Below are 20,789 nucleotides of genomic sequence, written 5' to 3' on the forward strand. Positions count from 1 at the left end.
CTCATCAGCAAACTCTGCGAGAAATCCTTATTGCTGTCCCATGCCTTGTTCAGGCGCCGGAGGCCAGACTTCATGGCTTGGGCGGTCTATCGTGCGGATCGGCGACGGAACCCGATTGACGACCGGCGACAAGGATTTGATGTAGACAGCGATCGCCCGCGCGTCCGCCACGTCCAATTGGTTGAATTGCGACCGCCAAGGCATCGCCGATGAAAGAATTCGGCCGTCCGGAGCGCGGCCCTCCTTGAGGGCGCCGACGATGTCGTCGACGCTCCAATTGCCGATCCCGGTTATCGGATCGGGCGTGATGTTTGGAGGAAAAATGCGCCCCAAGGCGCCGGCCGCGATCGGATGATCCCCGCCGGTCATCAGCCGAGTGACGATAAGATCGCCCGATTCTGTGCGTGGAGAGTGACAGCCGACGCAACCGGTGATTTTAGAAAGATAGGCGCCTCTCGCCAGCTCATCTGAGGAATCCGCATGCGCTGATCGGGGCGCGAGACAGAGTACGAAAGCGATAGCCGCGGCGCCGGCGAGCCTGCCTCGGCCCTTTCCGCCGCTAGGCGCATCAGGGCGTCTCGCCGCCGCGCCGGCCCGCTGGCGTCGGTCCTTGCGAGGCTGGATCAAGAGTCCGGCGGCGCGCCTATCGAGCAATGGCAGCAGCCCATAAACCGTGACGAGAAGCGCGAGGGAAAGTCCGGCGGGAATCCACGCGACGCCGACCGCGACATAAGCGGGGCGTTGCGCAACGGCGGCGTCCAAAGCGGTCATGAGGCTTGGAACGCTCTCGAGATGGGCGTAGCGAAGGCCAGTTTCCGCGGCCAGATCTTTGAGATGCGCCTCATCGACAGCAGATAGATATTCATGGCCGCCCGCTGCAGTCCCGCCGAAAGGCGCGTTGCGGGGATTAAAGCCTTCCCTTTCCTCGGCGCCTGGAGGCGGCGGCGCGCTCATGTTCTCGTTGGGAACGTCGCTGGGTCGCCAGAACCCCGTCTCTTGGCCAAACTCATCGAATTTCGGAATCGGCGAAAGATCATATCCGCCGACGCCAATGACCAACCCTTTAACCTGACCCGCTTTGCCCTCGAATTGCGGCCCCCCCGTCCAAGGGAGCGGCGGCGCTTCCTGGCCGTCGCTCATGAAAATAAGGTCGGCGCCGAGTTCATCGGCTAAAGCTACGGATCGAAAAAATCCGCTTGCAATGTGGCTTTCGCCTTCCCACCCCATGCGCCAATCAAGCGCTGCGATTTCACGATCCAGCGTTTCGAAATTATCGCAAATCTCGGTTGGTTCGAATAGGAGAAATGGGCGACGTTCCGCGAAGATCGCAAGCCCCATCCGCGACTGGCATGGTAGGCCGACCAACATGTGGCGCAACGTGTCCTTCACCATGGCGAGGCGGCTGACGGCTTCTCCGCGCAGCTGATAATCACGCGTATTCATGCTGCCTGTGATGTCCACCACGGCGAGGAGATCGAATGTTTGGCGTTGGAGGTGGAGTGGCGGCAGGACCATGGCAAGGCACAGCAAGAACGCGGCTGCCGCCGTGAGCTGGAACCGGAGATCGTGCAACGCCGGAATGGCCGTCGGCAAAAATTTCACGGCAAGCCCTCCGGGACGCCCGGCATGTCCGGCCAGAGTTGCTTCGACGCGGGCAGCGTATCGCCTTCGTTTTCCTGGCCAAAGGAAAAGTCGCGCACAAGACGCAGAGCCACGTCGAGATTATATTTCGTATTCCAATCGCTCGGATCCAATTCGAGCGCGCGTCGATAATTCTGCTTGGCGAGATTGACGAATGGGACGGCGGCGCTGAGATCGCCGTTGGAGATCAGCACAAAGGCTTGTCTCAGGCGCGCATTGCCGAGGTTGAAAAGAAGGTTTCGATAGACTTTTTGATCGTCGCGCCGCGCGAGCAATTCCAGAAGCCCTTGCGTCTCATCGATGCGTTGATGCGCCAGCAGGAAGCCGGCGCGCGCGAAAATCACCGCGGCGGATGCATCACTACTGATTTTGACGTCTTGATCCGCACGCAACGCGGCGATCGTGCGGTTGTCGGAAAGGCGCGCGAGCCAGGTCGCGCCGGCCGCGATCAGCCAGACGAGCGATGCAAGAAGAACGAAGCCGGCGACCAGGTCGACCGCTTGGTGAAACACGCGACGGACGGCGTTGAACCGCATCCATTTCCTTTGTGGCCATTTTTGTGAAAGGTCCCTTGCGCTGCTCATGATGAAACGGCTGCCTTTGGCTTGCGAGGCGCGCCTGTTTGGCTCCCTAGCTGGCGCTCTGCGAAGCGCGTCGCGAGTAGCGCTAGAAGCGCGGATAAAGCGACCGCGTAGGCGTGGTTCGAATAGTCGCGGCGCGGCGTTTGCTCGAAATAGATCGTCGGGCTGGTCTCCAGTCGGTTGATCGCCTCGACGGCCGTCCGAATCGCGTCCGGGTTGTCCGCCTCGAACGCGCGATAAGGGACGCCGAGGCTTTCAAAGAAGCGATGAAGGGCTGCGGGCGCATCTCTGTCAGGTAAGGCCTCGGTCTCGAAAAGGCCTGGATCGCCATCAGTGCGAAGGTAAAGATAGTAGAGATGCGCGTTGAGTTTCAACGCCTCGGCGCGAATTTTTTCCTGGACTAACCGATCGATGACGCCGGCGCCATCCGATACGAAAAGGACGACGCGCGTTGCGGTCTGATCGTCGCCCTCGAACGTCGTCAGGGCCAAGCCGAGTCCGCGCCCGATATCGGTATGCGCGAGAGCAGGGCGGTTCATTGCGTCAAGGGCGGCCATGATCGGCGCGCGTTTCGCAGTCATCGGCATAGCCAAGATCGGCGAGGTCGAAAACGCAACGACCGCGAATTGATCATGTGGTCTTTTCGAGAAAAGTTCTTTGACTAGCCGGACTGCGGCTGCCGTTTTGGATTCCTCGCGTCCGTTCGGAGTCCGATTGGCGAAGGTTTGATCCATGCTCACGCTGCGGTCGAGCAACAGGACGATATGCGCTCCTTCGCCTATGCGCTCGATATTGTCGCGCTTGCGGTGCAGGCCGGCGACGCCAAGGATCAAGGCCGCGACGCATGTCGCCGCAACCAAGCGCAGAAACCCGTCGAAGCAGGTTGAGAGCAGGTCCCTCGGCATGAGCGCCAGCCATGGGTAGGCGTGAGCCTTTTGACCCGGATTGATCAAGGGGATAAGCGCTAAGACGAGCAGCCACAGAAGCTCCGGATGATCGAAGGAGAAACTCATCGCAGCCCACGCTCTACAGCGCTCAATTTTTGGCACAGGCCAACAGCGTCATGGAGGGAAAATGCGCTGGCGGCGCGGCGATCGGATTCAAAAAACAAACGGCGGGACGCGTCGAAGAATGCCGCGATTTCGACTCTGCATGACTGAAATTGCGGATGGGCGGAGAGAAACGAGTTGAGATCGTCGGCGAGGACAACGCGCTCACCGGTCTTGTTGAAAGCAAGATGTAGCAGCGACAGCGCTTTGCGATAGACATCCTCTCGGGGGGCCTTTTTCGCAAGTGTCTTCAGGCGTCTTGCCGCATTTGTGAAAGGGCGCGCCGGCCGTGAGTGGAACGGAGGCCAAGCGTGGCCGAAAGCGAGCGCGAGATAGGACGCCACAGCGGCGAAGCCCGCGACAAAGGCGCCAGCGCGCGTGCGAGCAAGATCTTCCTCATAAGCCGCAATATCTGGCTGGAGGAATGTATTGTCTTTGCTTTCCTTCGGCGCCACTTCCCGAATTGGCGAGGAAAGGAACGACCATTCCGGCGCGGTCGCCGCAATCGTTTGCTCCGCCGTGTCGAAAAGGAGCTGAAAGCCTGGAATCTTCAGCCAATGGGGCTCGAGTGGATCGTAGAAGGTTTGATAGGTCAGCTTCAAACGATAGCGCACGGCGCCGTCCGCCGCAGGCTCCGAGACGGTTTGGATGGCTTTTAGCGTGAGCCAATAGTTCAGCGGACCCGGCGCTGGAAGAGATGATGTCTTCAACACTGTGCCAGCGTCGACCAAAACGACGACCTCGTTGGCAATAAGATCGCCTATGAAATATCCGAAAAGCCTGGGCTTATGAAGCTCGACCGATCGCACCTGCGCCATGGCCGGCGCGGTCGAAAGGATGAGGCAAAAGCCATAGGCTAGAACGCGCATTCGGAATCCTCACCCGAGAAGGAGATGCTCGCTGAGGCGGTCGGCGTCGAATCGATCGACGATAAGGAACGGGGATCGTCCATAGCTCTGGCAGAGGCGCTCGAACTTTCGCGCTCGATCATGCGCTTCCTCCAGCAAAATCTTGCGGAGTTTCGGACGCATAAGCGTTAGTCTCATGTCCCCACTCTCCAGATCGCGAAGCTCCAATAGCCCCCAGGACGGCAGCTCTTGCTCTTCCTGGGCGCTACGCAGGACAATCGGCGCAACATCGTGCCTCGCCAGCGTCTCCAGTATGATTTTGATTTGATGCAGAGGCATGTGAAAGTCAGACGCAAGAAAAAGTAGCTGGCGATGCGCGCCGAGCCGCTCGGCGACATGTTTTAGTCCATCGACGTTTCGCCCCGTCGGGACAAAGCTGTAGAGCCGTTCAAGAATATTGGTTTCTGTTCCCCTTTTACGGCTTGCCGGAAGAAACAATTCCTCGACGAGGCCTTCGTCGCAGCCGATGAAACCGAAAGCGTCGCCCGCGCGATGGGCTGCGAGCGCCACAGCGCGGACGAGTTGCGCGAGCATCCGCATTTTCGGCATGCCCTCGCCAAAACGCATGGATGCTGAAAGATCGGCTATGACATAGACAGCGATACGGCTGCGCTGTTCTGATTGCCGCACGTAGATTTCATCGAAAGGACTGCGAAGCGACTGCCGCAAATCGATGCGCCTGGCGTCGGGTTGACGCCAGAACGGAACATAGTCGCAAAAGTCGCCGTCGGCGCCGTAATGGCGGGTGCGATGTGAGCCATGCCCATATTGACTTGGATTCCAGCGAATTCGGTATGAGATTTCCCTTATGGGTTCCGCGTTTGGCCCTACTCTGCGATCGCCCTCTTTCATGGGGTTGGGATCTTGTCGAAGACGGCCCGACAAAGATCACGAATGATCCGCTCGCGGCGCATTTCATAAATGAGATCGAGAAAGATACGATGCGCGACGACTTCAACAAATACTTCGCGGAGGTCCTCGGGGACCACGACGTCGCGACCCTCGAGCCAGGCGCGCACGCGCGCGGCGCGCACGAGATAGCTCATGCCGCGAGGGCTCGCGCCGCCGTTCACCAAGCGGTCCGTGTCGATCCCATCGAGCTCGATTCCGGCCGCCCCCGGATAGCGGATCGCTTCCCAGAGCGACAGGAGATAAGTCTCTAGCGTCGGGCTGGTGCGCACAGTCGCTTGAATGAGCTCCGCCGCGGCGTCGAGCTGATGGAAGTCGATCAGCTCCGCCGAGACGCCTGCAATCAAGGCGTCTACATCATGGAAGCGCGAATTAAACACCAATTCCCGCCGAACCTCGCGATCAATCGGCGTTTCCACCGTGATTTCCATAAAAAACCGATCTCGAGCGGCGGCCGGCAATTCGAATGTCTCTTCCTTCTCGAGGCGGTTGCGATCGGCGAAAACCTGGAGATATGGAAAGGCAAATTCCTTGTTGAACGCAGTCACGCTCCGCTCAGCCATAAGCCGAAGCAACAGGGCGTGCACTTGAGGCCGCGCGCGATTGATTTCGTTAAAGAAAAATATCGCGAGTTCCGGACCTTTTTGAAGAACAGGGCCGTTTTCGATGCGTGGCCTTCCATCCGCGCCGATTGCGGCATGATACAGCAAGTCGCTCGGCATCAGGTCGATCGAGCCTTCCATACGTTGATACGGACCTCCGATGGCGCGCGCCGCTGCGCGCAGCAAGGTCGTCTTGCCGACGCCGACATCGCCCTCCAAAAGAACATGCCCGCGCGCAAAGATGGCAATGATTAGGAGCCGGACCACGCGCTGCTGGCCTATGACGACGCGCGAAATCTCCTTTTCGACGGCAAGCGCGCGATTTCGCCATTCGTCGAGCGCAATACGGTCATTTGCGGCGGTCATGTTAATGTTTAAATTCAATGGCGCCCTCGCGCGATCAAAAAGGAGCGTGACGCAAGCCGGAAACGTCCGGCGCGGGTCCTGCTTAAACCCGCGCCGGACGACATCGCGTCGGGTATTTGCTCCGCCCGGATGAGAGCCCGCGATGTTCCTTGAACGAAAGCGTGGAGCTCTCGCGACTTATTTGGGACCGCTAGGAATCTTGTTGACGTCGTAGATGAACTGGCCCCAGGATTTGAAATATCGGACCCGTTTTGCGTTGCGCTCGTCCATCTGATCCTCGGCTTCCTGCTGCTTCGCGAGTTCTTTCGGGTCGTGATGTGGATCGTATTTCGAGCCGATGCCCTGTTCTGGGTAGCCCGGCTGGGGCTCCCAACAATTGCCCGGAGCCTTGCAATGCGTGCCGTCATAGGCGGCCATCGCAACCGGCGCAGTAAAGAGCGTGAGGCCGGCCGCGACGCTGAGCCCAGCAGCCGAAGATATGAGAGAAGTCCATTTCATGGTAGGCGTCCTTCTGGCACGTTTTTCTCGTCGGTGCGTCAGCGAGTCGTCGGTCTTATTTGGCTGGCTGGCGTTGAGCGCTTTCGTTCGGCAGCGCGCAAAGGCCGTCGGCCTTCGCAACAGTGGTGTCCTTTTCCAATTGATAGGGAGTGTAAATCTTCTTTTCCTCTTCTGAGAGCCATGGCGCGTCCTGGACCGGGCCGCTATAGAGATGACGCACCCAGCTCATGACCTGTAACGTCTCGTCGAGCGTTAGATCTTCGTTATGTGGTCCCATCATCCCATTCGCGCCGCCGAATATTGTTGCAAATAGGCCGGCGTCCGTCGTGTTGACTGGATAGGTCCAGTAGTTGTCGCCGAGGTTCGGTCCGAGCTTGCCTTCGGCATATTCTCCGTGGCACCCAGAGCAGGCGGTCAGAAATAAGGACTTGCCGGACGGGAAGCACGACTTCACTTCATTGTATGGGTTATGGCCGGTCGCCAGGAACTGCTTGACGGCAGCCGTGTCATGGCCATTGGCCAGGGCGTCGTCGAGCTTGAGAGGCTCTCCGGTCACGGTGTTGTAAAGGTCGATGGTCGCGCCGGAGCTTGCGGCCTTGGCCGCGTCGATCATGGCGGGGGCGATGGTCATGGCGAGCGCAGCGGCTCGCGTGAGCGCGCCTAGTCTATTGTTTGTCATTTCGCTTTCGGTTCTTAGAGGAGTTGTTTGCGGCGGCGCCTGGATCAATCATGACCCGGCCTTAAGCATGATCACATTTTCCTCGTCCAGGATCGCCTTGATGTCCGGTTCAGCCTTTTGGATCGCCGCGTTCAGCTCCTCGAGCAACGCGTCGTCGCCTTTGCGGACGCCCATCGCCGTATCAAAATGATGCGGAACGGGCTTTCCCGTCGAGCTGACCACATCATTGGGGATGATCGTGACAGTCAGCGGCGTCGACGCGGCCTTGACATAGCGCGCGACTTCGGGCTGGAAGGCGACGGCGAGATCGGCGTTGCCGTCCGCGACTTCCTCCACGAGCTTGCCCGGCGGAACCTGCACATATTGGTTGCGACGCGATTTGTAGCCGACCAACGAATAGAGATAGTTGAGTTCGGCCTCGAACTTACCGATGGACTTCAGCATGGTCTCGCCAGGCGATCCAAGCTCCACCGCGATGTTATGCAGCTTCGGAATGCGGGGATCGCTCCAGGTCTTGATGTCGAGACTTTTGTCGCTGCGGGAAATGAACGCGTAGCCGGAGCGATAATAGGGCCGGGTCGTTGAGACGCGGTCGTCGCCGGCGTCGAGGCCGGCGATCACGTCGCAAGCCTTCTCGTCGAGTAGGTCGCGGACGAGGTAGATGGCCGGTCGATTGGTGTAAACGAAGACCGCTTTGCGGTTCATGGCTTTGGCCACGGCTTTCGCGATCTTGTCTTCGAAGCCGCGCTCGTCGGGCGTCGAATAGGGCGAATTGACGGAGGAGGCGCAGATGCGAAGCACGCCTGGATCAGGGGCGACATGCGCGGCCTGCGCATCTCCGGCGGGGGAGCCTATTTTGGTCTGAGCCGCGGCTGGCGCGGTGGAAAGAGCGACGACACCGGCGCTGAACAGCGCGGCCACGACGCGCGGCGGCTTGACGTGTTGATGCATAGGAAGACCTTCGGAAAACTCACATGCTCGGCCGACGAGCGGATTGCCGGCGCGCCATGGAGCCCGCTCCACTGCGCGCCGGAGATGCGGCGGAGCGGGCTCGAGGGCTCAGTTCACGTCATATTCGCCGACCTTCGGGTCGTCGTAGGGGCCGTGGCCGCCCAAGGAAAAGACAAATACGCCGCCGCCTTGCTTGGTGTAGCGCTGCAGGTTCTTGAAGGCGCCGACGGCGCCGAGACCGGCGCTCGGATCTTCGAGATCGAACACCATGCCGACGCCCGGCCAGCCGCCGACCCCATAATAGATTGCGACATATTGGACGCCCTTGTGCTCATAGGTGATCGGGTAGCCGACCACGCCGGAGGGAAGCTTGAACTTCCAGAGCAATTCGCCGGTGCGCGTGTCGCGCGCCTTCAGGAAGCCGTCGAGCGTGCCATAAAAGACAAGATTGCCGGCTGTCGACATAGTTCCGCCCCAAACGGCGAAGCGCTCCATCTTGTCCCATTTGATCTCGCCGGTAATCGCATTATAGGCCTTGATTTGGCCAAGACCTTCAGCTGCCTGGCGATTGCCTTTGGGCCCAGGGTACATCGACAAGGTCGCGCCGACGAAGAATTGACCGGCGCGATAGGGCAGCATGAACGGCTCCCAATCCATGCAGATGTGGTTTGCGCCGAGCAGGAAGATCTGCTTTTGCGGATCGTAGGAATCGAATCCCTGGTTGTGATAGCCCATGGCCGCCGGGCAGATGTCGCGGCCCTTGTGGTCCATATAGGTCGCATATTCTGGATCGCGGATCGGTATGCCGGTCTTCATGTCGACGTGTTTGACCCAGTTGACCGTGTCGTCGATCTTATGAGCCGAGACGAGATCGCCATTTTCGCGATCGACCGTATAGATGATGCCATTGCGATCCGGATGGGTCAAAAGCTTGCGAAGCTTGCCGGTGCTATCTTTCTGCTCGCTGAGCATCATAACGTCGACGCCAGCGTAATCCCATTCGTCATGCGGCGTCTTCTGGTAGCCGAACTTGGCTTCTCCTGTGTCGACGTCGCGGCCAAAGATCGTCATCGTCCATTTATTGTCGCCAGGACGCATTGTGGCGTTCCAGGGTGCTGGATTGCCGGTACCGAAATAGACGAGATTCGTGCCGGGATCGAAGGCGTACCAACCCCAATTGGTGCCGCCTCCGATTTTCCATTCGTCGCCTTCCCATGTGGTCTGACCGAGGTTGGCCTGTCCATATTGCGGATTGTGAATGTTAAAGTCCTTGGCGAGCAGAAGATCCTTGTCCGAGCCCGTGGCGTAGGCGCGCCATTTCTTCTCGCCGGTGCGGACGTCATAGGCCGTGACATAGCCGCGAACGCCAAGCTCGGCGCCAGAGGTGCCTGTCAGCACTTCGTCCTTGACCACATATGGCGCCTGCGTCTCCGTGGCGCCGACCTTGATGTCGGCGTTCTCGATCTCCCAATAGGTTTGGCCGGTTTCGGCGTTCATGGCGACGAGGTGTCCGTCGAGTTGGTTCTTGAAGATGAGCGCCGGGGTCTTGCCGTCGCCGGGCCAATAGGCGAGACCGCGATTGACCACGTCGCAGCAGGCGACGGCGCGGGCGGAGGCGCTCTGCTTGGGATTATGCTCCCAGACGATCTTGCCTGGATTGTCGAGTTCGAGCGCGTAGGTTCGATTGGGGAATGGGCCGTTGATGAACATCTTGCCGTTGACGACGAGCGGCGCGCCTTCATGGCCATTGAGAACGCCATCCGAGAACGACCAGGCCGGGCGCAGCTCTTTGACGTTCTCGGTGTTGATCTGAGCCATCGGGCTGTAATTGTCTGCGTCGTAGGTTCGGCCGGGCATGACCCAATTCTCGTTGCTTTTCGAGAGCTCGATCAGCCTGTCGTTGGCCTGCGCGGTTGGCGTTACGCTTGCCGCGGCGGCGAGCGTCGCCAACACGGAGATTGAGGTCAAAAACCGGCGCCTGAATGGAGTCTTCTTCATAAACCTATCCCTGTCTTTCCACCCGTAGACCGCTCATGCGCCGCCAATTTCAGTTTGGCTGTCGGCGCTATACGAATTGGCGGTTATGCATTTTGAAACGCGGTCTTAATTGTTTGACGCGCATGTTGCATTGGCGGCGACAGTACTAAGTTCGAGAGACAAAAAAGCAAGAACAATAAGTCTGCATCACTGTAGAATTAGTGAAGCGCCTTATCGAATTAGTCCTATGTATGTTAGAAAAGTACACGTCGCCGCCGAACCCCGCTCCACGGCTCGACGCCGCCGCTTAGGTCTTGGCTTTCAACTCGACGGCGAATTTGATGAGAGCCGAACTCGTCGGAATGCGCAGTTTCTGCTTGATGACGCTAACGGAATTAGCGATTGTCTTGTAGCCGAGCGAGAGTTCGACGGAGATTTCGGTCATGCTCTTGCCGTCGCCGAGCAGCCCCAGAATCAGGCGCTCTCTTTCGCTGAGTTCGTGTAGAGGATCATTGATGGCGGCGAGATTGGCCATGGCGAGATGTTGTGCAACCGCGTGCCCGAGATAGACCGCGCCTGTGCGAACTTTGTCGATCGCCTTGAGGATCGCGTTCGGTTCGTCGTTTTTGGTGATGTATCCCTTGGCGCCTTTTTCCAAAGCCGAAGTCACGAAGCTCGGAGCCTCGTACATGCTGAATATGATGACCTTCGCCCGGGCGTTGTCGGCAAGAAGCTCGGGGATGATGTCGAAGCCAGTGGCGTCGGGCAAGGCGACGTCGAGAACGATGACATCGGGTGCGAATTCGCGATTTTTCGCAAGGCCTGCGGCGGCTGAAATCGCCTCCGCCATCTCGATGTCTGGGCGCCGGTTGAAGATGCGCTGGCATCCGTCTCGTACAATCGGATGATCTTCGATCACGAGCACTTTTACATGGTCGTTCATTCCGTCTCGATCCTTAAATTCGAGTCATGCGCCGAACCTCGGCGCAACTGTCACGCAGCGGCGACGGCGACGGGTATGACCGCTTCGACTAATGCTCCGGCCTCGGGACCGTTCGAGACTTTGAGTTGGCCGCCTAACTTGCGGACGCGCTCACTCATGCCGAGAAAGCCGAAGCCGAATCTGAAATCGGACGGCAGGCCGACGCCGTCGTCCTCGATTGACACGTGAATGCAGCGGGCGCCTGTCGTTGAAGCGGCGGCGGCCGCGTTAGGGCAGCGGTCGATCTCCAGCGCAATGCGAACGCTTCTGGCCTTCGCATGGCGGGCGACATTGGTCAGGCATTCCTGGATGATGCGATAACTCGTCAGGCTCACCTCTTCGTCGAAGGTGGGCTGTTCGTCGGGGAGGCGAAGCTCGCACTCGACGTCGCGATGGGCCGAGCGCCAATCTTCGACGAGATGCCGCGTGGCGTTGAGAAGGCCGACTTGATGCAAAATTACTGGGCGAATGCGTTCGAGGATTCGATAGTTCTGCTTTTGAATTGAGTCGGCGAGCGCCGAGATCGCTTCGGCGCGGCTGATGATTTCCTGTCTGCGCTCGGCGTTGAGCGGCGATGACGCGTCCTCGATGATGCATGACGCGGCAGCCCTAATCCCGAACAGAGACGCCCCGAATTCATCGTGGAGTTCACGGGCAAGCTCCTTGCGCTCCGCTTCCTCGATCGACATCATGCGATCGATGAGGAGATGATTGTCAGCTTCGGTTCGCGCGAGAGAGCGCGCAAGCCGGTTGAATTGTTCGCCGATTTGACGCAACTCGCCGACGCATATTTCGCCGAGCCCAGAAAACTGTCCGCGTTGCAGACGTCCGAGGCCGTCGACGAGGTCATTGAGCGGCCTTAGCATCTGATTCGCAGTCAGCGAGATAAGCGTCACGATTCCGACCGAGATCGCCGCCAGAAGGCCCGTGAGGAAGACAAGTCCATTCCAGATTTCCGCGACCTCGTCCGATGGTTTCGTCCACATGACGAGTTCGCCATATGGCTGGCCTCTGATGGTCACTGGATAGGATTTGACGATTCGTTCAGGCTCGAAAATATTCACGAACCATTGAGGCGCCTCCACATTGCGGGACGCTTGGACCGGATCGTCATCGTTGGCCCCGGTCGAAGAACTATACCTGACTGTGATGTGGCGAATATGGGCCAATTCGTCCTGCAGTTGCCGCAACGCCTCCTCCGGCTTAGCGGCGACTACGACATCGTCAAGCGCATATCCAATCAGAATGCTGCCGAGATTGACGCCCGACGCGATTTCCGACCTGATCCGGTCTGTCGCTCCCGATAGCGTCACGACAATCGCGACGACGATCCCGAGAGCGAGCAAGGTCGACGGAATGAATATGAGCCGCGCCCGCATCGAGGCGCTCGCGCGCGTGAAATAAAGCATTCTCAGGGTCCTTTGGAGTTCTCGTGCGCGGATGCGCCTGTTGTCGCTTTCGGGTCGCCGGGTCCCTGCCTTCGCGAAATCTCTGCGGCGTTTATATCCGAAGAATTTTCCTATGCGCCTCGAATGTTTCCAAAAGTTGGCCTATTTCGTGGAAATATTCCCGAGGAGCATAGAATAAATCTAAACGACCGTAGAATAGCTCCAAACGTACTGGCTCAGTGTGAAATGGGGAGGCATATAATACTATCATTATCCTGTTGCTTCTGAAACGCGTCATTGCTAGGTGACCTAATTCATTGGCAGGCAATTCGAGGGATCAATGAAAAAGTCGTCAGGCCGTTCGCGGCGTGGGATGAAATGCTGCTTGGCCCAAGGGGGAGCAAAGATCATGCTTGTCGTCGTGCCTTTCGTTATAGGGCTCGACGCTGAAGCGCATGGTCCGACGCCGCATAAGATCGATGAGTCCGTGGCGATCGCCGCCAAGCCCGAGGCGGTCTGGGTTCTGGTAGGAGATTTCGCGAATATGGCGAAATGGCATCCGCTTGTCGCCGAGAGCGCGGCGAAGTCGGACGAGATCCAGGGCAAAATGAGGGTGCTCACTTTGAAGAGCGGCGGACAGATCGTCGACGGCCTCACCGAATATGATCCGACGAAAATGACCTACTCCTATCGTCGCGTGGATGACGACGTGAAGGCGCTTCCCGTGAGTTCCTACACGGCGACGATCACAGTCGCGCCAGCCGCCGATGGAACGGCCAGCGTCGAATGGATCGGGCGCTATTATCGCGGGGACACTGGCAATGATCCGCCCGAAGAGCTGAATGACGAGGCGGCGACGAAGGCGATGACGGACTTCTTTCAAAGCGGGTTGCGCAATCTAAAGACGGTTGCGGAACATAAAGGATGAAGCGCTCGCTGAAGTGGCGTCTTGCGTATCTGGCGTTTTTTAGCCTCGCCGCGACGCCTCCGACTTGCAGAGCCTCGGCCGCGGCCATTCTATATGTGGCGAGTCAGAATGCGTCGAGCATTAGCGAGATCGAAGCGAGCTCGACGGGCGAGGGACGGCGGATCGCAATTGAGCGCGAGCCGGTTGGGTTGGCTCTCTCGCCAGACGGGAGGCGACTATTTGCAACTCATCCAGAAGCCGGTCAGATCAGCGTCGTCGATGTCGCAAAAGGAAGCGTCGAGAGATCAATTTCCTATCCAGGCACGCCATTTGGAATCGCGGTTGACGCGGATGGCGGTCACGTTTTCATAGATGATTGGAACCGTGACGTCGTCTCGAAAGTCGATGTAGGGACGGGCGCTGTCGTAAAGGAGGCTCCGGTCGGTCGTTCTCCGGCTGGTCTCGTGTTCGACGACGCAAAAAGGCGGCTTTTCACAGCCGATCGGGAGGCCGACGCCGTCAGCGTGCGCGACGCCGATACGCTTGCAGCGATCGCGGCCATTCCCGTCGGCAAAGCTCCTTTCGCTATAACGTTTTCGCCAGCGTTGCGTCGGGTCTATGTCGCTAATGTGCGCAGCAATGACCTTAGCATCATCGACGCCGACTCCCTGCAGGTCATCGCAACTGTGCCTGTTGGCAATATGCCCTATGGCGTGGCGGCGTCGCCGGATGGGGCGCGCATTCTCGTGTCCAATCAGGCGGCGGGCTCTGTTTCGCTGATTGACGCGAGAAGCTTGAAGATCGTCGCCGTGATAAAAGTCGGCCAATATCCCGAAGGCGTAATCTTTGGCTCGACGGCCGACATGGCTTTTGTCGCTAATTGGTTTTCCGACACGATTTCGGTTGTCGACGTCGCCCGCGAAACCGAAATCCGCCAAATAAAGGTCGGGAGCGGCCCGCGCTCCTTGGCGTTGGGTTCGGCGAATGAAAAGTGACCGGCGAGCCCGACGGCAGGACATGCGCGGCGAGGTCGATGGCGTTTGCCGCTCGAGTCGCCTATGAGGGCGGATTGCCTTTGAAGACGAAACGTCGGCGCGCCGCGTGGTAGGCAGGGTCGGGGCCAAAGAAATTGACCCGCATTTGCTCCAACTCCTCGGCGCGATAGGCTGCGAGGGGCTTGATGGCTTCTTCGTCGAGGCGCCGCTCGTGCTTTGTACGGAGCTTCGCGCGGAATTCTGGGTCTTTGGCGAGTCGTTTCGAACGCTCTCTCAGCTCGGCTTCGAAGGCGTCGACGTCGGAGCCGAAAATGTCGTCGAGAAGGCCAATCTCCCGCGCCGCGCGCGCGCCGATAGGCTTGCATGACAGGGTCAATTCCTGCGCCTTCTCTTGTCCTACGCGCCGCGGAAGCGCATAGGTCCAATATTCCGACCCATATAGATTGCCCATGCTCCGATAATGAGGGTTGAGGACGACGCCGGATCTTGCAAAGATATAATCCGCCGCCAGCGCCAACATGGCTCCGCCGGCGCCTGCGTTGCCGCGCAGGCCGGCGACGACGAGATGGGACATGGTGTTGAGGATCTCGACGATCAGATCGTCGATTGCATTGATGTTCCGCCAGGACTCGGCGGCCGAATCGTCGCTGGCCTCGATCACATTGAGATGGATGCCGTTTGACCAGAAATCGGCGCCGCCAAGCAGCACGATGATCCGCGTTGGGCGCGTGCGGGCGTAAAGGAAAGCGTCCCGCAGCCTATTGCACTGGGACGTGCTCATTGCCCCATTGTAGAAGTCGAATGAGAGATAGCCGATCTCATCCTCCTCCTCGTAGACGATCTCTCGGTAGGTGCGATGATCAGCGGGAGCAGTTATCGGCAGCGGCGCCTCGGGCGCGCCACGGAGCAGAGGTCCCAGAACCTGCGTCGCCGGCAGCTTGATTCCCGCGACCGCGCACAATTCCGCATCGCATCGTTCGCAGCCTATGCCGGCGCGCACGAGGCTGCAGGCCTCCTCCGAAAGATAATTTTCATCCTTGGCCTTCAGATGGGAGATCCACACGGCCCCGTCGACCGCGCCGATGCAGATCGCGCCGTCGCGCCGCGCCAAGACTTGGCCTGGAGGTCCTTGAAGACGCTCCTCAACATGGGCGCCATAGAGGAAGCATGTCTTGCCGAGCAGGACCCCGAGGACGCCGGGAGCGCTGTCCGCGGCGCGGATCTTCCGGACGATCGCAGCTGTTGTGTCCCGCGTCCAGTCGATTGCGCGGTCGGCCTGCCGCATCGGCGCGCGCAGGCGTCCGCGCGCATGCGGGGCAACCTCGGCGAGCTTCTCCGGACGCCAGGCGCCGGATTGGAAATCGCCTGATTCCACTCGGGCGATCGCCTCAAGGACGCCGCGTAACGCCGCCTCTGTGACTGGGCCGCGATAGAGACTGCTCTTTGCTGAAGGGGCGGTCTCTAACGCAAATTCATGCGAGGCCCAGATCGCCCCAGCATCGAATTCCTCCGCCGCCTGTAGAATCGTCACGCCCCAAGTCTGCTCGCCATTAGCGATCGCCCAATCGAGTGAGGATGGACCTCGGTCGCCTTTGACGCCGGGATGAACGATCAGGCAAGGACAGCGGGAACCGACCTCTTTCGGAATTGCGATCTTCAGCATCGGCGCGACGACGAGATCCGGCGCTTCACGGGACGCGGCCGCGATCATCGTCTCGCCTGTCGCTGCGATGCAGACGCGGATTTCGTGGCCTCTCTCGCCGAGCTCGATCCAAAGACGCTGGCTGAGGCTGTTGTGGGCCGATGTCAGAAAGAGAATTCGCATGGTTTCGCCCTCTATTTTTTGTTATTTAAAATGAGCCTAAGCAAGTGATCGCGTCAGCCGAGGACAAAGCGAGATGAGAGGCGGGTCGCCGCCCCGATGAATTGTCGCGTCGCTGTATCTGCGCGGCCTCTTTGCTTGGAGGCCCGCGCTTTTCCTGTTGCGGCGTTTCAGCTCAGCAGGGTGGATCGAAATCTCGCGCGATAATCGTGCGGACTTACCTCGAAAAGGCGCTGAAACGTGCGCCTCATGCGTTCGGCATTGCCGAAGCCGCATTCCCTCGCGATGGTCTCAACTGGCAAAATGGATTGTTCGAGCTTGAGGCGCGCCGCGTCGGCGCGGGCGCTTTCGGCGAATTGCGCGGGCGTCTCTCCCGTTTCGCTGCGAAAGAGCCGGGAAAAATTGCGCGGGCTCATGCCCATGCGATCCGCTAAGGCCGCCACGCTGAGATCCTCTCCGGGATTCCCGGTAATCCAGGCTTGCAACTCCTCGATTTCTGGTCGGGTCCTCACTTCCAAATATTTTACATTGTAGGCGCTGAATTGGGACTGCCCGCCGGGGCGGCGAGGAAAGACAACCATCATCCTTGCGGCGGCAAGCGCAATTTCCCGGCCGAGATCTTCTTCAACAAGGGCCATCGCGAGATCGATTCCCCCAGTGATGCCGCCCGATGAGTAGATGTTCCCGTCGCGGGCGAAGAGGAGACTGGAGTCAACCTCCGTCGACGGGAACTCGCTGGCCAGGACGTCGGCAAACATCCAGTGCGTCGTCACGCGTCGGTGATGCAAGAGGCCGGCGGCCGCCAGGATGAAGGCGCCGGTGCAAACCGACGCCACGCGCCGCGAGCGCGGCGCTATCGCGCGCACCCATTCGACGAGCGCAGGATCCTTGTTAGCCTGCGCGCAATTTGTAACGCCGCCCGCGACGATCAGCGTGTCGAGGCTGTCGACGACATCAAGGTAGCTGCGGGTCGCGACAATCTCGATTCCCGATAAGGTCCCGACCGGTCCAGGCGCAGCGGCGAGGATTTCGCATTTGTAGCCTGACTGCCCAGTTTTCCCAAACCTCGGCAACCACACATCCGCCCAGTGGAACGCCTCGATGGGGCCGCACACGTCGACAATATCGCAACCCGGGTAGATCAAGAATCCGATCCGCCGGAATTGCGTGAGCTGTTGCGGCAATGGATCTTGGTTCGTGTTCATGGCGCGATCGTCCCCTTCGAACTCATCCTCTACAAGGACAAAGATCCCACGTTTTCGGCCAAGAACTTTGGTTGAGGCCCGCATAAAATGCCGCAAGCTCCGCGTCGGTCGGATTGATGAGAAAAGCGCGGGGCGGTGCAGAAATACCACGAAAACCACGAAGCGTTCATCTTGACGGTTGCGTCCTACGGCCCTATCCAGATAGGCGGGACACCTTTCCCCAACGAAAGGCGCCCATCTGAAAGGATGGTCACATGACTACGATAATGCCCGCCGCGCGGCCGGCGACGCCCAATTTTTCCTGCGGCCCCTGCACCAAGCATCCCGGCTGGAAAATCCAAAATCTCCAGGGCCCAACTGTCGGGCGCTCGCATCGCTCCAAGGTCGGCAAGGCCAAGCTGAAGCTGGCGATCGACCTCACACGCGAGATTTTGCAGGTTCCGCCGGATCATCGCATAGCTATCGTGCCCGGCTCCGACACCGGCGCCGTCGAGCTTGCGCTTTGGTCCATGCTCGGCCAGCGCGGCGTCGAGGTGATCGCCTGGGAGTCCTTCAGCGAGGGCTGGGTCATCGACGTCGTCGAGCATTTGCAGATCAAGAACGCGCGGGCCCAGGTCGCGGATTATGGCGAGATCGTCGATCTTGCGAGCCTCGATTTCGACAACGACGTCGTCTTCGCCTGGAACGGCACGACCTCGGGCGTGCGCGTGCCCAATGCGGACTGGATTCCGGCTGATCGCAAGGGCCTGACCATTTGCGACGCGACCTCGGCGGCCTTCGCGCAAAGGCTCGATTGGGCGAAACTCGATGTCGTGACCTTTTCCTGGCAGAAGGTGCTCGGCGGCGAGGCGGCGCATGGCATGCTCATTCTCGGGCCGCGCGCGGTTGAAAGGCTTACGAGCTACACGCCGGCCTGGCCGCTGCCGAAGCTGTTCCGCCTGACCGAAGGCGGCAAGCTGATCGAAAGCATTTTCGAGGGCGAGACCATCAACACGCCCTCCATGCTTTGCGTCGAGGACTATATCGACGCGTTGAGCTGGGCCAAATCGATCGGCGGGCTCGAGGCGCTTATGGCGCGCGCCGACGCCAATTCCAAAGCCTTGAGCGAGTGGGTCGTTAGAACGCCTTGGATCGACTTTCTCGCGAAGGACCCGACGGTCAGGTCCAACACCAGCATATGCCTCAAGATCGTCGATCCGCTCATTCTCGCGCACGGCCTCAAGGCCGAGGCAGAGTTCGCCAAGTCGATCGTCGACATGCTCGAGGCGGAAAAGATCGCCTATGACATCGGCGCCTATCGCGATGCGCCCCCGGGCCTTCGCATCTGGTGCGGCGCGACGGTCGAGACAAGCGACATCGAGGCGCTGACGCTCTGGCTCGATTACGCCTATCAGAAGCTCAAGGGCGCGCTCGCCAAGGCCGCGTGAAGGGACGCCCCGCGCCGGATCGGGCGCGGGCACAGCCTGCAGACGCTCCAGACCGGGGAACGCCATGGCTCCGCGCGTGCTGATTTCCGATCCCCTGTCGTCCGCCGCCGTCGCCGTCTTCAAGGATCGCGGCGTGGAGGTCGATTTCCAGCCTGAGCTTGGCAAGAACAAAGAGAGACTCGCCGAAATCATCGGCGGGTTCGATGGGCTTGCCGTTCGCTCCACAACCAAAGTGACCGCCAAAATCATCGGAAAGGCCGCCAGGCTGCGGGTGATCGGCCGCGCCGGCATCGGCGTCGACAATATCGATATTCCCGCGGCCACGGCCAAAGGCGTCATCGTCATGAACACGCCGTTTGGCAATTCGATCACGACCGCCGAGCATGCGATCGCCTTGATGTTCGCGCTCGCCCGCCAAATTCCCGCCGCCGATGCTTCGACCCAAGCCGGCAAATGGGAGAAGAACCGTTTCATGGGCGTCGAGATCACCGGCAAGACTCTGGGGGTTCTCGGTTGCGGCAATATCGGCTCGATCGTCGCCGAGCGCGCCCTCGGCTTGCGCATGCGCGTCCTCGCTTATGATCCTTTCCTCTCGCCAGAGCGAGCCCTCGATCTTGGGGTCGAGAAGGTCGAACTCGACGAACTGCTGACCCGCGCGGATTTCATCACCGTCCATGTTCCGATGACGCCGCAGACCAGGAACATCCTCTCGGTCGAAAACCTCGCCAAGACCAAGAAAGGCGTGCGGATCGTCAATTGCGCGCGCGGCGGGCTCGTGGACGAGAAGGCCCTGCGCGCGCTTCTCGATTCGGGCCATGTGGCGGGCGCCGCTTTCGACGTCTTCGTGAACGAGCCGGCGACGGATAATCCGCTTTTCGGCCATCCCAATGTCGTTTGCACGCCTCATCTCGGCGCTTCGACCAACGAAGCGCAGGAAAACGTCGCGCTCCAGATCGCCGAGCAAATGTCGGATTATCTGATCCGGGGGGCGATCTCGAACGCGGTCAATTTTCCCTCGATCACGGCCGAAGAGGCGCCGAGGCTCAAGCCCTTCATCGACCTCGCCGACCGTCTCGGCTCCTTCGCCGGGCAACTCGTCGAGACCGCCATTAAGAAAGTCAGCATCACCTACGAAGGCGGCGTCGCCGAGCTTAAGACAAAGGCGCTCACCGCTGCCGCTATCGCCGGCCTGCTGCGCCCCTGGCTGTCCGACGTGAATGTCGTTTCGGCGCCGAGCGTGGCCAAAGAGCGCGGCGTCGTGATCGACGAGGTGACGCGCGCCGCAGAGGGCGACTACGAATCGCTCGTCACGCTGACGGTGACGACCGAGGCCCATGAGCGTTCCGTCTCCGGAACAGTGTTCCACGACGGCAAGCCGCGAATCATCAAGATTAACGGCATCGAGGTCGACGCTCTCGTCGCGCCGTCGATGATTTATGTCAGCAACGAGGACAAGCCGGGCTTCATTGGCCGATTCGCGAGCATACTGGGCGACGCCGGCGTCAATATCGCGACCTTCGCCTTAGGCCGCGATCGGGAGGGCGGCTCAGCGGTCGCGCTCGTCGAGGTGGATAGCGCAGCTCCGAACAAGATCCTCGTTGAGGTTGAGAAGCTTCCGGGCGTCAGAGAAGCCAAGGCCTTGTCGTTTTAAAAGGCGCGGCCCAAAAGTCTGAGCGCGAGAGATTCGATATAGTCCCGCCGGATCGCGCGAATATCCACAATGTTCGACCGTCAATTCCGGTCTGATCACTTTTCCGGCTGCTGTCGAATTCAGCTCTCTCGCCCTCCGGACGAGCAAACTCGCATTTTTGTTCGAAAGCTATGCTGTTCGTTTCATCCGACTGTTGCTGGAAAGCATCGCATGGCCCGAAACACCCCATCATGCGACCGACTTTGATTGAA

Annotated in this window: 18 protein-coding genes; 4 read left to right on the forward strand and 14 right to left on the reverse strand. The window is 59.7% G+C overall.

All coding sequences use genetic code 11. The annotated features are described in order from the left end of the window. Positions 1–27: 27 nt before the first annotated feature. The 12 genes from METAC_RS25595 to METAC_RS21980 form a co-directional block, all read right to left on the reverse strand. Positions 28–1,602, reverse strand: a complete 1,575-nt coding sequence (locus METAC_RS25595) for a vWA domain-containing protein (protein WP_245257407.1) — start codon at positions 1,600–1,602, stop codon at positions 28–30. Next, positions 1,599–2,225: a hypothetical protein gene (locus tag METAC_RS0102435; RefSeq protein WP_245257408.1), complete on the reverse strand. Its 627-nt coding sequence runs from the start codon at positions 2,223–2,225 to the stop codon at positions 1,599–1,601. Before METAC_RS0102435 ends, METAC_RS25595 begins: the two co-directional genes overlap by 4 nt. Continuing rightward, entirely contained in the window at positions 2,222–3,235 is a 1,014-nt protein-coding gene (locus METAC_RS0102440) for a vWA domain-containing protein (protein WP_026605814.1), read from the reverse strand. Before METAC_RS0102440 ends, METAC_RS0102435 begins: the two co-directional genes overlap by 4 nt. Then, entirely contained in the window at positions 3,232–4,140 is a 909-nt protein-coding gene (locus METAC_RS0102445) for a hypothetical protein (protein ID WP_026605815.1), read from the reverse strand. Before METAC_RS0102445 ends, METAC_RS0102440 begins: the two co-directional genes overlap by 4 nt. A gap of 9 nt (positions 4,141–4,149) precedes the next feature. Further along, positions 4,150–5,031 carry a DUF58 domain-containing protein gene (locus METAC_RS0102450; protein WP_051335316.1) on the reverse strand — a complete coding sequence of 294 codons (882 nt, stop codon included), beginning with the start codon at positions 5,029–5,031 and terminating at the stop codon, positions 4,150–4,152. Continuing rightward, on the reverse strand, positions 5,028–6,056 hold the full coding sequence (locus tag METAC_RS0102455) for an AAA family ATPase (protein WP_026605817.1): 1,029 nt from the start codon (positions 6,054–6,056) through the stop codon (positions 5,028–5,030). Before METAC_RS0102455 ends, METAC_RS0102450 begins: the two co-directional genes overlap by 4 nt. A gap of 177 nt (positions 6,057–6,233) precedes the next feature. After that, positions 6,234–6,554 carry a methanol dehydrogenase gene (locus tag METAC_RS0102460; protein ID WP_051335317.1) on the reverse strand — a complete coding sequence of 107 codons (321 nt, stop codon included), beginning with the start codon at positions 6,552–6,554 and terminating at the stop codon, positions 6,234–6,236. Between the two features lie 55 nt (positions 6,555–6,609). Next, positions 6,610–7,233: a cytochrome c(L), periplasmic gene (gene moxG / locus METAC_RS21975; RefSeq protein WP_425338901.1), complete on the reverse strand. Its 624-nt coding sequence runs from the start codon at positions 7,231–7,233 to the stop codon at positions 6,610–6,612. A gap of 48 nt (positions 7,234–7,281) precedes the next feature. Next, positions 7,282–8,184, reverse strand: a complete 903-nt coding sequence (gene moxJ / locus METAC_RS0102470; protein ID WP_026605819.1) for a methanol oxidation system protein MoxJ — start codon at positions 8,182–8,184, stop codon at positions 7,282–7,284. Between the two features lie 108 nt (positions 8,185–8,292). Continuing rightward, the gene (locus tag METAC_RS0102475) at positions 8,293–10,182 is read right to left on the reverse strand and encodes a methanol/ethanol family PQQ-dependent dehydrogenase (protein ID WP_036255227.1); all 1,890 of its coding nucleotides are present in this window, start codon (positions 10,180–10,182) and stop codon (positions 8,293–8,295) included. Between the two features lie 286 nt (positions 10,183–10,468). Next, complete coding sequence (locus METAC_RS0102480) at positions 10,469–11,104, reverse strand: response regulator transcription factor (protein ID WP_026605821.1); 636 nt, start codon at positions 11,102–11,104, stop codon at positions 10,469–10,471. A 50-nt stretch (positions 11,105–11,154) separates the two neighbouring features. Then, the gene (locus METAC_RS21980) at positions 11,155–12,552 is read right to left on the reverse strand and encodes an ATP-binding protein (RefSeq protein ID WP_036255228.1); all 1,398 of its coding nucleotides are present in this window, start codon (positions 12,550–12,552) and stop codon (positions 11,155–11,157) included. 388 nt (positions 12,553–12,940) lie between these two features. On the opposite strand from METAC_RS21980, the gene METAC_RS0102495 reads away from it, so the two are divergent. Both METAC_RS0102495 and METAC_RS27405 read left to right on the forward strand, forming a co-directional pair. Continuing rightward, entirely contained in the window at positions 12,941–13,459 is a 519-nt protein-coding gene (locus METAC_RS0102495; protein ID WP_245257409.1) for an SRPBCC family protein, read from the forward strand. After that, complete coding sequence (locus tag METAC_RS27405; protein ID WP_026605823.1) at positions 13,456–14,433, forward strand: YVTN family beta-propeller repeat protein; 978 nt, start codon at positions 13,456–13,458, stop codon at positions 14,431–14,433. Before METAC_RS0102495 ends, METAC_RS27405 begins: the two co-directional genes overlap by 4 nt. 61 nt (positions 14,434–14,494) lie before the next feature. Here METAC_RS27405 and METAC_RS21985 read toward each other — a convergent pair whose 3' ends face one another. Beyond that, positions 14,495–16,258 (reverse strand): enoyl-CoA hydratase-related protein, encoded by a 1,764-nt coding sequence (locus METAC_RS21985; protein WP_036255230.1) that lies wholly within the window; start codon positions 16,256–16,258, stop codon positions 14,495–14,497. A 167-nt stretch (positions 16,259–16,425) separates the two neighbouring features. Continuing rightward, on the reverse strand, positions 16,426–17,460 hold the full coding sequence (locus tag METAC_RS0102510) for a GlxA family transcriptional regulator (protein ID WP_036255866.1): 1,035 nt from the start codon (positions 17,458–17,460) through the stop codon (positions 16,426–16,428). 254 nt (positions 17,461–17,714) lie between these two features. Here METAC_RS0102510 and METAC_RS0102515 point away from each other — a divergent pair, with 254 nt between their 5' ends. Both METAC_RS0102515 and serA read left to right on the forward strand, forming a co-directional pair. Continuing rightward, on the forward strand, positions 17,715–18,887 hold the full coding sequence (locus METAC_RS0102515; RefSeq protein ID WP_026605825.1) for a phosphoserine transaminase: 1,173 nt from the start codon (positions 17,715–17,717) through the stop codon (positions 18,885–18,887). 64 nt (positions 18,888–18,951) lie between these two features. After that, the gene (gene serA / locus METAC_RS0102520; RefSeq protein ID WP_026605826.1) at positions 18,952–20,538 is read left to right on the forward strand and encodes a phosphoglycerate dehydrogenase; all 1,587 of its coding nucleotides are present in this window, start codon (positions 18,952–18,954) and stop codon (positions 20,536–20,538) included. The last annotated feature ends 251 nt before the right edge of the window (positions 20,539–20,789 follow it).

The sequence above is a fragment of the Methylocapsa acidiphila B2 genome (genome assembly GCF_000427445.1).
Classification (GTDB): domain Bacteria; phylum Pseudomonadota; class Alphaproteobacteria; order Rhizobiales; family Beijerinckiaceae; genus Methylocapsa; species Methylocapsa acidiphila.

What these genes read in the sequence shown, in the direction of transcription:
- METAC_RS21985 (WP_036255230.1), bottom strand. Translation starts at nt 16,258, where the DNA reads ATGCGAATTCTCTTTCTGACATCGGCCCACAACAGCCTCAGCCAGCGT.
- moxJ (WP_026605819.1), bottom strand. Translation starts at nt 8,184, where the DNA reads ATGCATCAACACGTCAAGCCGCCGCGCGTCGTGGCCGCGCTGTTCAGC.
- METAC_RS0102455 (WP_026605817.1), bottom strand. Translation starts at nt 6,056, where the DNA reads ATGACCGCCGCAAATGACCGTATTGCGCTCGACGAATGGCGAAATCGC.
- METAC_RS0102475 (WP_036255227.1), bottom strand. Translation starts at nt 10,182, where the DNA reads ATGAAGAAGACTCCATTCAGGCGCCGGTTTTTGACCTCAATCTCCGTG.
- METAC_RS0102440 (WP_026605814.1), bottom strand. Translation starts at nt 3,235, where the DNA reads ATGAGTTTCTCCTTCGATCATCCGGAGCTTCTGTGGCTGCTCGTCTTA.
- METAC_RS0102480 (WP_026605821.1), bottom strand. Translation starts at nt 11,104, where the DNA reads ATGAACGACCATGTAAAAGTGCTCGTGATCGAAGATCATCCGATTGTA.
- METAC_RS27405 (WP_026605823.1), top strand. Translation starts at nt 13,456, where the DNA reads ATGAAGCGCTCGCTGAAGTGGCGTCTTGCGTATCTGGCGTTTTTTAGC.
- METAC_RS0102515 (WP_026605825.1), top strand. Translation starts at nt 17,715, where the DNA reads ATGACTACGATAATGCCCGCCGCGCGGCCGGCGACGCCCAATTTTTCC.
- moxG (WP_425338901.1), bottom strand. Translation starts at nt 7,233, where the DNA reads ATGACAAACAATAGACTAGGCGCGCTCACGCGAGCCGCTGCGCTCGCC.
- METAC_RS0102460 (WP_051335317.1), bottom strand. Translation starts at nt 6,554, where the DNA reads ATGAAATGGACTTCTCTCATATCTTCGGCTGCTGGGCTCAGCGTCGCG.
- METAC_RS0102445 (WP_026605815.1), bottom strand. Translation starts at nt 4,140, where the DNA reads ATGCGCGTTCTAGCCTATGGCTTTTGCCTCATCCTTTCGACCGCGCCG.
- METAC_RS21980 (WP_036255228.1), bottom strand. Translation starts at nt 12,552, where the DNA reads ATGCTTTATTTCACGCGCGCGAGCGCCTCGATGCGGGCGCGGCTCATA.
- METAC_RS0102450 (WP_051335316.1), bottom strand. Translation starts at nt 5,031, where the DNA reads ATGAAAGAGGGCGATCGCAGAGTAGGGCCAAACGCGGAACCCATAAGG.
- METAC_RS0102495 (WP_245257409.1), top strand. Translation starts at nt 12,941, where the DNA reads ATGCTTGTCGTCGTGCCTTTCGTTATAGGGCTCGACGCTGAAGCGCAT.
- serA (WP_026605826.1), top strand. Translation starts at nt 18,952, where the DNA reads ATGGCTCCGCGCGTGCTGATTTCCGATCCCCTGTCGTCCGCCGCCGTC.
- METAC_RS0102510 (WP_036255866.1), bottom strand. Translation starts at nt 17,460, where the DNA reads ATGAACACGAACCAAGATCCATTGCCGCAACAGCTCACGCAATTCCGG.
- METAC_RS0102435 (WP_245257408.1), bottom strand. Translation starts at nt 2,225, where the DNA reads ATGAGCAGCGCAAGGGACCTTTCACAAAAATGGCCACAAAGGAAATGG.